At 57.4% G+C, this 13,072-nt stretch carries 11 protein-coding genes and 2 tRNA genes; 5 read left to right on the top strand and 8 right to left on the bottom strand.

Going from position 1 to position 13,072, the window contains the following annotated elements; all coding sequences use genetic code 11:
- Window positions 1–24 precede the first annotated feature (24 nt).
- A complete protein-coding gene (locus tag BN1117_RS08835; protein ID WP_040096629.1) occupies window positions 25–456 on the bottom strand; it encodes a universal stress protein in 432 nt (143 codons plus the stop codon).
- A 189-nt stretch (window positions 457–645) separates the two neighbouring features.
- Between BN1117_RS08835 and BN1117_RS08840 the strand changes: the two genes are divergently transcribed.
- Window positions 646–1,395, top strand: coding sequence for a substrate-binding periplasmic protein (locus tag BN1117_RS08840; RefSeq protein ID WP_040096631.1), 750 nt, complete (start codon window positions 646–648; stop codon window positions 1,393–1,395).
- Here BN1117_RS08840 and BN1117_RS08845 read toward each other — a convergent pair.
- Window positions 1,361–1,861 (bottom strand): RNA methyltransferase, encoded by a 501-nt coding sequence (locus BN1117_RS08845; protein WP_052441464.1) that lies wholly within the window; start codon window positions 1,859–1,861, stop codon window positions 1,361–1,363. The genes BN1117_RS08840 and BN1117_RS08845 overlap by 35 nt on opposite strands.
- A 203-nt stretch (window positions 1,862–2,064) precedes the next feature.
- On the opposite strand from BN1117_RS08845, the gene BN1117_RS08850 reads away from it, so the two are divergent.
- Window positions 2,065–3,156: a PfkB family carbohydrate kinase gene (locus BN1117_RS08850; RefSeq protein WP_040096633.1), complete on the top strand. Its 1,092-nt coding sequence runs from the start codon at window positions 2,065–2,067 to the stop codon at window positions 3,154–3,156.
- Window positions 3,150–4,058 carry a pseudouridine-5'-phosphate glycosidase gene (locus BN1117_RS08855; protein WP_040096635.1) on the top strand — a complete coding sequence of 303 codons (909 nt, stop codon included), beginning with the start codon at window positions 3,150–3,152 and terminating at the stop codon, window positions 4,056–4,058. Before BN1117_RS08850 ends, BN1117_RS08855 begins: the two co-directional genes overlap by 7 nt.
- A gap of 86 nt (window positions 4,059–4,144) precedes the next feature.
- Here the strand turns inward: BN1117_RS08855 and BN1117_RS08860 are convergent, their stop codons facing one another.
- From BN1117_RS08860 to BN1117_RS08875, 4 genes are all read right to left on the bottom strand, one after another.
- Window positions 4,145–4,870, bottom strand: coding sequence for a carbonic anhydrase (locus BN1117_RS08860; RefSeq protein ID WP_040096637.1), 726 nt, complete (start codon window positions 4,868–4,870; stop codon window positions 4,145–4,147).
- 350 nt (window positions 4,871–5,220) lie between these two features.
- Window positions 5,221–6,495: an alpha/beta fold hydrolase gene (locus BN1117_RS08865; RefSeq protein ID WP_040096638.1), complete on the bottom strand. Its 1,275-nt coding sequence runs from the start codon at window positions 6,493–6,495 to the stop codon at window positions 5,221–5,223.
- A gap of 370 nt (window positions 6,496–6,865) precedes the next feature.
- Window positions 6,866–6,941, bottom strand: a tRNA-Asn gene (locus BN1117_RS08870).
- Between the two features lie 4 nt (window positions 6,942–6,945).
- A tRNA-Phe gene (locus tag BN1117_RS08875) sits at window positions 6,946–7,021 on the bottom strand.
- A gap of 265 nt (window positions 7,022–7,286) precedes the next feature.
- On the opposite strand from BN1117_RS08875, the gene rraB reads away from it, so the two are divergent.
- Window positions 7,287–7,622: a ribonuclease E inhibitor RraB gene (rraB, locus tag BN1117_RS08880; RefSeq protein WP_026034893.1), complete on the top strand. Its 336-nt coding sequence runs from the start codon at window positions 7,287–7,289 to the stop codon at window positions 7,620–7,622.
- A gap of 63 nt (window positions 7,623–7,685) precedes the next feature.
- On the opposite strand, the gene BN1117_RS08885 is transcribed toward rraB, so the two are convergent.
- Complete coding sequence (locus BN1117_RS08885) at window positions 7,686–9,641, bottom strand: sensor domain-containing protein (protein WP_040096640.1); 1,956 nt, start codon at window positions 9,639–9,641, stop codon at window positions 7,686–7,688.
- Between the two features lie 186 nt (window positions 9,642–9,827).
- Here BN1117_RS08885 and BN1117_RS08890 point away from each other — a divergent pair, with 186 nt between their 5' ends.
- The gene (locus BN1117_RS08890) at window positions 9,828–10,322 is read left to right on the top strand and encodes a hypothetical protein (protein ID WP_040096642.1); all 495 of its coding nucleotides are present in this window, start codon (window positions 9,828–9,830) and stop codon (window positions 10,320–10,322) included.
- 77 nt (window positions 10,323–10,399) lie between these two features.
- On the opposite strand, the gene BN1117_RS19935 is transcribed toward BN1117_RS08890, so the two are convergent.
- The coding region (locus BN1117_RS19935) for a type I secretion C-terminal target domain-containing protein (RefSeq protein WP_156129934.1) at window positions 10,400–13,072 on the bottom strand (2,673 nt) is incomplete at its 5' end.

Genomic DNA, 13,072 nt, shown 5'->3' on the forward strand with positions numbered 1-13,072 from the left:
GCTTTTCACGCTAAACGTGGTGCGTTATTGGCGCACCACCAGTACCGGACAGGGTGCATGACGCACCACAGACTCGGCGACACTGCCTACCAGCAGATGGCTGATCCCGGAGCGGCCATGGCTGCCCATGACGATCAGTTCGACCTCGTCCTCCTTGGCCTGAATGATGATTTCATCGGCGGCACGACCAAAACGGATATCGAAGGTTGCCGCCACAGGCAACCCGGTAATCAACTCCTTGAGCTGAGATCTGGCCTGACGCTCCATCTCGTGGGTGATCTCAACGGCCGTCATATGCAGGATCTTGTAGCTGTCGAAACCGTGCAGTTGATCAACCACGTGGATCAGCTTGAGCTGGGCCTGATGGCTCTGCGCCATAAAGACTGCATAGTCAAGCACAGCTTGAGACATCTGGGAAAAATCGACCGGACAGAGCAAGGTTTTAATCGAAGGCATAATGCAGTCTCCTCTCCTGATTGAGGTGCTATTGAATCTTTTCATCATGATAACAAGCCCACAGCCAATAACTCTCGACCCTGTCGCAAAATGGCCATGATACAAGAGCCGGAGCACGTCAGGTGCTGCCTCTCCCGTGGTATAAAATAAAGCATCGACGCCCCGACCCCTCTCGCTGCGAGGCTGCATATGTCCCTACTACGTATCGGTTGTCTGTTGGTCAGCTGCCTCTGCGCCCCTCTCTTGTGCCGTGCTGAACCGCTGCATATCTATTGCGATGACTGGCCCGGTTTCTGCCAACAAGATGGCAAAGGCATTTATCTCGATCTGGTGCGCGCCATCTATCAGCCACACGGTTATCAAATCACCCCTCATATCGTGCCTTATAAACGGGCGCGGGCGGTCATTGCCAAAAAAGGAGGCGATATGGCGATGGGGGTATACCGCGATGAAGTTGCTGGTGTACAACAACCGCGCTATCCCGCATCAGCGGATGACCTGACCGTGTTCATGCTCAAAAAATGGCAGCCCCAGTGGCAGGGGGAGAAAAGTCTGGAAGGGCAGAGCGTGATATGGCGGCGAGGCTGGGCATTCGACCAGTACATTGCCGTCACCATGCAATGGCATGAGGTCGATAGCGACAAGATGGCCCTGCAACTGCTAGAGAAAGAGCGCTATCGCTATTTTCTGACAGCAGGCGTGCTCTTCAGGGAGGATGACCTCCCTCCCAATCTGCATCGCGCCTTACTGCGCTGGATCCCGACCTACCCTATCTTTGCTGATACCCCCCAAGGCAGCCGGATGTTGCAGCTCTGGGATAAGGGGATGGCTGACTTGATCCGTAGCGGTGCCCTGGCGGAAATCTATAAACGCTATCAGCTTTATGACTACTACCAAGGATTTATCAGGAAGCTGGAGCAGCAAGCGACTGCTCAATGAAAACACTACGCTCATCCCCTTTCCGCATCCTCTTCGCCAAGCGATCATAGAGGATCACATTGACCGAGGCCGCCAGATTCATGCAACCCCGGGTCGGCACATAAACCACGTCTTTCACCGCCCCGTATAGTGCGGGATCGAGGGTGCCATCCTCCGGCCCGAAGATATAAAAGGCGCGCTCAGGGTGGACATAGTCGGGAAGCGGCGTGGCACCGTCGATCAGATCGACCACCACGGGCACACAACCTTGCGGGATAAACGCCATCAGATCATCCACCCCGAGCAGCGGGATCTTCTCCACCATCTGCTTGGTATCGGTGGCAAAGCGGCGGGCCAGCTCGAAGCGGTTGCCGGTGTAGTAGACCTCGTCCACCCCGTAGCAACCCGCAGCCCGCATCACGGCACCGACATTTTCCGGGGATTTGGGATTGACCAGCCCCACGCAGCAGAATGCACTCTTTTCCATCATCTCTCCTCCTCTTGCGGCAGCCATTATAAGCCGTTGCAGTGCCACCGACCCGTTAAAAGTATCTCGCCAGGCTCAACGACTCATCACCCCATCATGGAAGTCGATTTTTTGTGCGCAAACCGGCAATTTTTGTACAAGCCGATAGCCGACAAACGTTTTTCTGAAATAATGGACAAACGTTTGTAAATGGATGTTTGTCTATGACGAGTCGTGAACAAGAGATCCTCGCCCTGCTGCGTCAGGATCCCATGATTGTCCAGCAGGATCTGGCCGACCGCCTTGGCATCAGCCGCTCCGCGCTGGCCAGCCACATCTCCAGCCTGATCCGGCAGGGGTATGTGCAGGGTAGAGGCTATGTATTGCGAGAGGGCCCCTACGTGGTGGTGATCGGCGGTGCCAATATGGATATTTGCGGTACCAGTCACGACAACCTGCTGCTAGGCGACTCCAACCCGGGCAAGGTGCGCACCTCGGCCGGTGGTGTCGGCCGCAATATCGCCGAGAATCTGGCACGGCTCGGCAGCGATACCCGGTTGCTGACCGCGGTCGGTAACGACCAGTATGGCCACCATCTATTGGAGGTGAGCCAGCGGGCCGGCGTCGATGTGCGCCAGACCCTGGTACTCGATGGCCACACCACCTCCTGCTACCTCAGCATTCACGATGGCAGCGGCGAGATGAGCTGCGCCATCAACGACATGGCCATTATCGAACAGCTCACCCCTGCCCGCCTGACCCCGCTCACCGGCTTTCTCGGTGGTGCCCGGCTCTGGGTGCTCGACACCAATCTGGCCACCCACACCCTCGACTGGCTATTCGGGCGGCAGGGGGATCATGCCATCTTTGTCGATACTGTTTCGGTCGCCAAGGTGGAGAAGATCCGTCCCTGGCTCGGCAAGATCCATACCCTCAAACCCAATCGCAGCGAAGCCGAGCAGCTGTGCGGCATGACCATCGCCGGGCCCGAAACCTGGCCCATGGTGGCCGCCTGGTTCCACCGCGCCGGGGTCAAGCGGCTGTTCCTCAGTCTGGGGGAACAGGGGATCTTCTACAGCGATGGCGAGCAGCAGGGCCACCTGCCGGTGCTGGGCAGTCCTGTGCTCAATGTGACCGGCGGCGGGGATGCCTTTATGGCTGGCCTCGCCCACGCCTGGCTGCAAGAGCTCGACATTGCCCAAACCACCCGCTTTGCCCTGGGCTGCGCCGCCCTCACCGTCAATTGTTCCGATACCGTTTTTTCCGGTCTCTGCAAGACCGCCGTTGACCGCATACTGGAGGAGTACTCATGCTGAACGCTTACCTCGATATCCAACCGGAAGTGGCTGCCGCGCTGGCCGCCGGCAAACCGGTGGTCGCCCTCGAATCCACCATCATCTCCCACGGCATGCCCTATCCGCAGAACGTGGAGACGGCCCGTCAGGTTGAACAGGTGGTGCGCGATAACGGCGCCATTCCGGCCACCATCGCCATCCTCGACGGCCGCCTCAAGGTGGGTCTTGATGCCGGTGCGCTGGAAGCGCTGGGCCGTGCTGGCCACAGCGTGACCAAGTGCAGCCGCCGCGACATTCCGTTCGTACTGGCGCGCAAGGGAATGGGAGCCACCACGGTCGCCTCGACCATGATCATCGCTGCCATGGCGGGGATCCGGGTCTTTGCCACCGGTGGTATCGGAGGGGTACATCGCGGCGCGCAAGAGAGCTTCGATATCTCCGCCGATCTGCAGGAGCTGGCCCACACGCCGGTGGCCGTGGTCTGCGCCGGTGCCAAGTCGATCCTCGATATCGGGCTGACCCTGGAGTATCTGGAGACACAAGGGGTGCCGGTGATAGGCTATCAAACCGAGGAGCTGCCCGCCTTCTACACCCGCGAGAGCGGCTTCAAAGTTGATTATCGACTGGAGAGTCCGGCAGCCATCGCCGAGGCGCTGCGCCTTAAGTGGGAGCTGGGACTGGCGGGCGGCGCCGTGGTGGCCAACCCCATCCCGAGCGCACACGCCATGCCGAAAGCCGATATCGACGCGGCCATTGCCCGGGCGCTCCATGAAGCGGACGAGCAGGGGATCAAGGGCAAGGCGTCAACCCCCTTCCTGCTGGCCCGCGTCTGCGAGCTGACCGGCGGCAACTCGCTGGCGGCCAACATCCAGCTGGTACTGAACAACGCGGCGCTCGGTGCCCGGATCGCTGCCGCGCTTTAATCCACACCAAAACCCAGCCATATCAAAGAGGGCCTCACGGCCCTCTTTGTTGTTTTTGCTATCGACTGCGCTATTGCAACGCTGTGTTATTGCAGTACCACGCGCCCATTGAGGGGCTGTACCGGCCGGTTGTTGGGGTGGTGCATCACCGCCTTGAAGGTGTCGATCTGGGCCTGACTGACCTCAACAGGCTGCTTCATCACCAGCCAGCGCACTCCTTCCGAGCAGGGAGGCGTAGTAAGGGAACCGCTGAAGCGATAGTAGTCACGATTCTTGGGCAGCAGTTGCTCAGCAGAGAGCGGCGCCTTAAGGGCCTGGATCTCCCCCACCTTGGCCGGTAGTTCACCCCAGGCAGCCGCCAGCACCGGATTGGCATTGCCAGCCTCGAACATCACCGCCACCACGGCGATCTCTCCCTTGTCACTGGCGTGCACCAGATGCCCTTCCAGCGGATAGGATTTGCCCTCGATGAGGTTTTCACTCGGGGCGTGGAAGTGGAACTGCTTGAGTTCAAACCTGGTGCCATCGAGTTGCAAGGTGCTACCCGGAGCATAACCGACCTGCACGGTATGACCGTTGTTGACCACTGTGTTGCCACCCGCCAGATAGTGGAGTACCAGCGGGGCCAGTTTGGCCTCGACCAATCCGCTCAGGTTAACCGGTGACTGATTGCTGCCCGCACACTGACCAAACTCCGGGGTCAGCTTGGCCCAGTGGGCAGGCCCCGCCTCACCGCTATATCCCCAATGGGGGGTCGCAGCAAACACGACAGGGCACAGCAACAGGGAGCAGGCCAACAGAGACTTTCTCATCATACATCCTTATCTTGATTGAAAAGCACAACCACCCCCTCCCCCGGATAGCGGGGCATGCAGAGATGGCATATCAGATATGCGGGATACAGAGCATCAGGGCGACTTTCTAATAGTAACGAGCACGAGTTGGTCAATCGGTTTGACCGTGGCTCACTACAGAGTCGTTTGGCAAGTATATGGTGAGGGATCGGCAGAGACAGTGAAAGAGGGGAAAATTAATCAGCCGGCTATCCACTCATCGTCTGGCAGGCGCGGAGCAAGGTTCAGGGAGTCACGCTTTCATAACAACCATCCATAACGACCATCGCGGGAGTCCGGGCTCCCGCGATGGTTGCCGATAACGGCAATTAACGGTCGCGATTCAAGGCGATCAGGCGATCAAGGATCGCTTCACCATCGGCGCGCAAACCGTTGTGCTCATATTCATTGGTGATCCAGGCGCGACTGCTGCCAAGACCACGCAGGGTCTCACGGCTGTAATCAAACTCCACGTACATATCCTCGGCATAGACGGCGCAGGCTACCGGCACCTTGTTGCGGGCCAGCTGTGCCGAGTCATAGAGCGCCCCCCAGTCCGCCTTGTTGGCCAGCAGATGGGCCGCCTCTTTCAGGGGTAGCAACTCGCAAAACTGCTCGAACATCCAGGGGTAAACCATCTCGCCGGTGAAGGCGAAATCCTTGCCCGGAGCCCAGTTCACCGCAGGAAACTCCCCTCTGACCCGCTCCGCCGCCCAGCGAGTCGCCTCCCCTTCGGCGTAGATAGCTTCGTGCAGAATGGCAAACAGCGGGTTGCTATTGAATGGCTGCATGCTCTGCACCTGATAGAGAAAGGCCGGGCTCAGCTTGTCGCCGATAAAGGCCTCTTCCAGCAGGTAATAAAGCGCCTCAAAAGCACCCGTAGCACCGAGATCCAGCCCTTGCTGCTGGAACTGCTCCACCGTCAGGCGTTGGCCGTTGGGCAGCCGCACATCGTGCTGGTGCAGATGGTTGGCCAGCCGGTTGGCGATGGGTTGAGCGTGGGGGAAGCGGGCGAAGAAGGCGCGGTTCTTGTCAGCCACCCTCTGGTAGGTAGCGCGGTAAACCTCCTCGGCACTGCGGCCAATCGGCGCGATGCCGCCAGTGATATAGACCTCCCTCAGGCTGTCAGGAAAGAGCGAAAGATAGGTCAGGCAGCAAAAGCCGCCAAAGCTTTGCCCCAGCAGGCTCCAGCGATGCTTGGGGCTAAGCTCCTGGCGGATGAACTCGGCATCTTGCACTATGCTGTCGGCGCGAAAATAGCCGAGATACTCAGCCTGCTCGGCTGGGGTCATTTTGGCAAGAATCTGCCCGTGGATGGGGCTCGACATCCCGGTGCCACGCTGATCCAGCAGCAGCACCCGAAACTCCTGCAACGCCCGCTTGAGCCAACCACTGTTAGCCGTCGGGCGCGGCGCCCCGAATCCCGGCCCCCCTTGCAGAAACAGCAACCAGGGCAGCTTCTCATCGAGCTTCTCTTTGCGACAGAGGGTGCGGGCAAACAGGGTAATGCTGTCGCCATCCGGCTCATCATGATCGAGGGGAACGGTAAAAAAGTGCGGCTCGCAATGAATGCCGTCCAATACATAGCTCAAGGGGCTGCTCATCTGGGATCTCTCCGTCAGGATGGGAACATCATTGAACCCATCATATCCCCGCCCAGCCACAGGGTCACTCCGGTTTTCCAAAATGTTAACAATGGCTTAAAGATCGAAACATCACCAGACAAGCCGCTCTTCAACAGTGCTGAATTAATTGTTTTGCAGGGCAGATAGACGCCATGGCGTCATTCACCAAAGATGGCTCACCTGCAAAGGTGTGCAGCCATTCCGGCCGACCGCATGGATAAGGGAACCTGATGAAACCAATGAGAAACAGGGCCACAAAGAGGGAGAAGATAAGCCGCCATACCTGGCAACATGAAGCAATAACTGAGAAATGAAAAAAGCCCGCTCGATTGAGCGGGCTTTTCGAATTTGGCTCCTCCTACTGGACTTGAACCAGTGACATACGGATTAACAGTCCGCCGTTCTACCGACTGAACTAAGGAGGAATTATGGTGCCCAGAGACGGAATCGAACCGCCGACACGGGGATTTTCAATCCCCTGCTCTACCGACTGAGCTATCTGGGCAACGGCGCGCATTAAACCCTTTCCAGCGCAGAGTGTCAACCATGATGGCACGATAAAAAGTGCGTTCGCTCAACAACCGAACGAAGCGACCATTTATTATCCACTCCAGTCCCGTTTCATGCACTTGCTGGCCTCTGAACACCCTGCAGTCTGCGCCAATATGATGGAAATTCGAGGTTCAGTGGGTCCGCCGCATTGAGCCGAATCCACTCTGCGAGTATGCTTTGCCGCAATGATACCGCCTGGAGGCAACATGAGTCTGAATATGCAAGAGTGGCGTGATGAGACCACCGAGATCGTCAACGAACTGCTGGCCGATGGCAGCAATCCCGATGCGGATTACGACATCGAGCACCACTTCGCCTGCCAGGATTTCGACCGTCTGGAAAAAGCAGCGGTTGACCTGTTCAAGGCCGGTTTTGAAGTGACCGATGCCGAAGAGATGGAGCTGGATGACGGCGCCACCATCTTCTGCTTCGATGCCACCATCGAGTGCAAGCTGAATGTCGAAGCGATCGTTGCCGATATCGCCAAGATGCTGCCCATCCTGGAAAAATACGGGGTGGATTACGATGGTTGGGGCACCTACTTCCAGGATTGATCCTGCCTCCATCGTAAAACAACAAGGCCACCTTGCGGTGGCCTTGTTGTTTCTGACGATCTCTCACACCAGATAGCTGGCAGCAAACTCCGCCGGCGGCAGGGGGCGGCTGAACAGATAGCCCTGTAACCGATCACACCCCGCCTCAGTCAGCCACAACTGCTGCTCGGGTGTTTCCACCCCTTCGGCGGTGATCCGGATCCCAAGCTCATGGGCAAGGCCAATCACAGAACGCACAATGGCTGTCGTGGCACTGTTGCTGGCCAGCCCTTGGGTAAAGCTGCGATCCAGCTTGAGGGTCGCCACCTGCAAACGCGGCAGATAGGCCAGCGAACAGTAACCGGTACCAAAGTCGTCGATGGCCAGCTGAAAACCGGCGGCAATCAGGTTGTCGAGGTTGGTCTCAATCTCTTCGGCGTTCTCCATCAACACCCCTTCGGTGATCTCCAGCTCCAGTTGACTGGCCTTGAGACCATGGCGAGCGATGCAGGCAGAGACCCGTTCACAGAGCGCCGGATCACGGAACTGTAGCGGTGAGAGGTTGATGGAGAGCACCATATCCGGCTGCGCAGTTTGCCACTGCGCCAGCTGGGCACACCCCTGCTCCAGCATCAGCTGGCCAAGTTGGCCGATGATCCCCATCTCTTCCGCCAACGGAATGAATTCGTCGGGGGAGATCATCCCAAGCTCAGGATGGGGCCAGCGACAGAGCAGCTCGGCGCCGTGCAGCCGGTGAGTGCGGGTACAGATAATGGGCTGATAGACGGCAACCAGCTGGGCGGACTTGATAGCGAGCGGCAACTGGGCGGCGATCAGCTGACGCCGCTTGAGCCGGGCATGCAGCTCGGGATCAAACAGGGTGCAGTACTGCTGCTGCCGCTTGCCCTGCGCCAGCGCAGCCTCGGCATGGCTGAGTAACCGCTCGGCATCACTGGCCCGCCCTTGCGCCAGCCCCAGAAACACCGGGATCTGGATACGATGCTCTTCCACCTGATAGTGTTCCATCAGCTGCTGTTGCAGATGCTGGCTCCATGCCGACAGCGATTCATTGAAATCGGGCAGCAACAGACAAAAATCATCTGCTGCAACCCGACAGAGCAGAGAGCGCGGCGGTACCAGCTGTTGCAACCGCTTGGCCACCTGACTGAGCAGGCGGTCGGCGACCCGGATCCCGAAACGATCGTTGATCTCGCGAAAATGATGCAGGTCGACCAGTACCAGGGTGGCGCCGCGGCTACCCAGATGGCGACTGGTCTGCAAGAACCGGGTGAGTTTAAGCAGCCCGGTCAGGCTGTCGTAGTGTTGCTCCTGCTGCAACTGTGCCTGGGTGGTGCGCAGGCCGGTGATATCACGGCCAAGAGTCAATACTCCGAGGGAATGGCCATCACCATCGGATACATCGACCCGGGTGATCTCCATGTGTCGCCCCTGCCCACGGGCATCTAGCAGACAACACTCGCCGTGCCCCATCCCCTGGGGCGCCGCCAACCGGAACGGCAGCTGCTGCCCCAGTACCTCATCCGCCTCCTGGCCGATAAAGTCGAGAAACGCCTGATTGCACTCCAGCAGCACGCCATCATGGTCATCAAAACGGATCAGATCCGGGATAGCATCCAGCAAAAAACGCTGCAACAACTGCTGCTGTTTGACCGTCTGTTCAAGGCTCTTGCGCTGGGCAATTTCGTTAACCACGCCGAATACTGCGCACGCCTCACCCTGCGGGGTGTAAAGAGGCACCTTGTGCACCTCCATCCAGCAGGTATCACCACCCCGGTTGCAATGGAGCTGCTGATACAGCATCGGCACGCCCCCGGCAAACAGCTGCCCATCCTCACTACGAAATACATCGCCCCAGGGCAGCTCTGCGTCTGTCTTGCCGATTACCTCGGCAGGCGACCCTAGCTTGGCTTCACGGGCGAACTCACGATTGGCGAACAGATAGCGCCCATGACTATCTCGACAGAAGATACTCATTGGCAATTGGTCGATGATCTGCTGCAGCAGATCCGGGGTAATCATGTTGTTCACATGGGGCGCTTATGGAGGAATTTCGAGCAAATCTATGATAGCAAACCAATTTTGTAAAGCACCCCGATCACCTCCCCATAACACCGAACGCTGGATGGTTGCTGACAGAGATTGTCGCTCCGGCGATAATAGGCGCCGGTTGGCCAATGGCCTGGTGATATGGACGAGAGAAACAAGATGAAAAAGATGATGGGGAGCGCATTGGCGCTGCTGCTGGTTGGTTGTGCCGGCGATAATAATGGTGGCGAAGCCTATCGCTACAATCCGCCAATTGCCAAGGCAACCAACAACACTCAGGAGATGGCGATCCCGGTGGACCTGGTGTGGGCTCGCGCCGAGAAGTGGTTCAACGATCATGGACTCACCATCGAAAACAGCCAGCGCGGTGCCGGCCTGATGACCGCCAACGTCAACCAGTCAGCCGACGGACTGGAGTGGCTGGACTGCGGCACCATGGGGTCCAAAGTTGCACTGGGCAACCCGAACCTGCAGATCAACCTGATCATCACCCAAAGCGGCAACAGCAGCGTGGCCACCGTCAACGTCAAGGGCAACACCGACCTGTTCTTCGTTGAATCCTCAGGCGAGCGCATACCTGCCCCCTCCATCAAGCCGGTCTGTGTCTCTCGCGGCACCCTGGAGCAGAGCCTGTTTGCCACCCTCGGCAACTGATTTCGCTTCCCTGCAAAGATAAAAAAAGCGGCAGATTGCTCTGCCGCTTTTGTATTTGAACAGCTATATCCTTTGGATTATCCGTTCAACTTGTCGATATCCAGCATGTTGTTGGCCAACATGTAATCGATCACCTGACTAGCCGTTGCACCACTATTACCGGTCAGAGAATCAAAGTTGTGACCAGACAACACGATGACCTGGGTCACAACACCCGACTCGCTAACCTTGAGATGCACACCATCGTTCTCTTCAAACACAGACAGCAAACCTTTCAATGACGATTCATCTTTAGACCCATCATGATCCAGCAGATCGCGCAGATCCAGCTTGTCGCGCTGTGTCAGATCACCCAGGCTTGGGTTGAAGTCAGTGACAGTATCAACCATCAACTTGCCTGATTCGGTATCCCCCTTGTTCCATACGAAGATATCTGCGCCATCACCACCGGTCAGGATATCGTTGCCCAAGCCGCCGATCAGAATGTCGTTCCCGGCACCACCATCCAGTTTGTCGTTGCCAGTGCCGCCATAAAGGATATCCTTGCCATCATCACCATAGAGCTCATCGTCACCGCCCTGGCCAAACAGGATATCGTCCCCAAGACCACCGTGCAGCTTGTCGTTGCCCCCTCGGGTATCGCCCGCCACATCAAATGACTTGGCATTCCCCTTGATGTACTCGTAAAGCTCAAGGGAGCTGGGTGCATAGCCATTTTTCAAGGTCAGGAACTGGGTCAGACCATCCAGCCCCTTGCCATTGACCCAGTCTGCCGGCTTGGTCGGGTTGCCGGCCGTGCCCCACGGCAGGTGATCGGTATTGATGGCATCCCCGAACAGGATATCGTTGCCCGCGCCACCGTGCAGAACATCATTCCCCACCTCAGCAGGTGTATTGGTGGTCGAACTGCCAACCAGCACCGCCTTAAGCTGGTCTGCCGTGGTGATGATGTCGGGTTGGCCAACCGGCGGGTAGGTCACCTTGTTCAGATTGTCGATCCACAATGTTGCCGTCGAATCATCTCCCCAATACTGCTGCACATCATTTATCGTGAATACATAACGATAATCACCACTCACCAATGGACCGCTCTGAATAATTCCATCATTAGTGATGGCGGCCCCTACACTGACCCATGACGAACCATTCCAACGTTGCAGCTGTACCGAGAAAGTATCCCCGGAATTGAGATCTACTCCTTTGCTCAAAACGAAGCTAAAACCAGTCTGAGTCCCTGCTACTACGGTGAGTTTGTCGCTAGTAAAGACCGATGCTCCATTACCATGTCTATCCGTCAGCGCCAGCCAGCCGCTGTACCTTCCAACTGAGCCTGATGGGTCGCCAGTCTTGCTCCAGCTACTCGCGCTCCACGGCCCCGTATTGCCGGAAAAATCATTCAGCAACTGAGCGTTCTCATATTTACTGCCAGAACCGACCACCTTGGTATTGTCGAAATACGCCAGGTTCCCCTGGGTCACGCCATTACCGATGCCGATCGCCTTGACCTCGCTCTGGCCGGACAGATTCGCAAAAGCGTCGATGGCCTTCTGCATATCGATATCGTTGGTTGTGCCACCACTGCCCGAAGTATCCCCGTTATAAACCGTCGGGTTACCGTCAGTCAGGAAGTAGGTCAGGTTCTCGAACGTTTTCCCGCTGCCACTGCCCGGCTGGCTGTTGAACCACGCGGCAGCCTTGATAAAGGCATCCTCGTAGTTGGTCGCCCCGTCGGCCTTCAACGAGCTGATCTTGTCGATAAACGACTGCACATTACTTCTGGACAGATCGTTAATCGTCAACAGTGAACTCGCCGAGGTACTAAAGCCAATGAGCGTCACGTTAACGACACCATCATGGCCTGCCAACTGATTGGCCAACGCTTTCAGGGCGTTAATCGTCAAGGTCATTCTGTCCTGGCCTGCTGGCGGGTTTTCCCTTCCATCCAGGCCAAATTTCATACTGCCTGATGTATCTACAATCAGGGCGATATTGTAGTTTTTGCCCGGATCAACCGAGGTCTTGATACCACCTATATCTCCCAGCAATACATCATCACCACGCCCCCCCTCGACAGTGTTATCGCCGTTCGGATTGCTGGGCTTGACCATAAAGCCGGTATCCGCTTCGGTATATCTCACTTCACCGGCTATCGGCTGACCATTCATGTCATACTCTTGCGAGCCGGCCTTGACCGTCACCTTGAGGTTCTCGCTACCGGTCGGCAACTCCACCTGCAGCGACACTTTCCCGTCTTTATCCAGCATGCTGGCCGGCACCTTCCAGCTGCCGTTGGCCTGCAGGCTGCCGCCTTGCACCACGGCCCCAGTCGGCAGGCCGGTAATGGTCAGATCGGTGAAGCGCTCGCTGCCATCGGTATCAATCAGATCGACGTCAACCTTCAAGGTCGCCAGATCTGCCACCTTAGTCAGCTGACCATCCTTGAACTCATACTTGCCATCTTGCAGGTAAAGGGTCTCAACGCTGTAGAAGTCGTGGTTGGTCTCCGCCCCGGTGACCGGGTCCTTATAAACCAGCCGGTAATTACAGTCCTTTGGCAAACCTGTCATCACCAGCTTAAGGTCCTTCATCGAACCCGGCATATAGGCAACATCTTGCCCGTCCCCACCGTAATAGGTCGTGGTCGCCTTCAGGCTTTGCGCAATCAGCGTGTCGTTGCCCGCACCGCCATCCAGAGTCACCGACGACGTAGCGTTCTTGCCGCCGATCAGAATGTCGTTCCCGGCACCACC

Source organism: Aeromonas australiensis (assembly GCF_000819725.1).
Lineage (GTDB): Bacteria > Pseudomonadota > Gammaproteobacteria > Enterobacterales > Aeromonadaceae > Aeromonas > Aeromonas australiensis.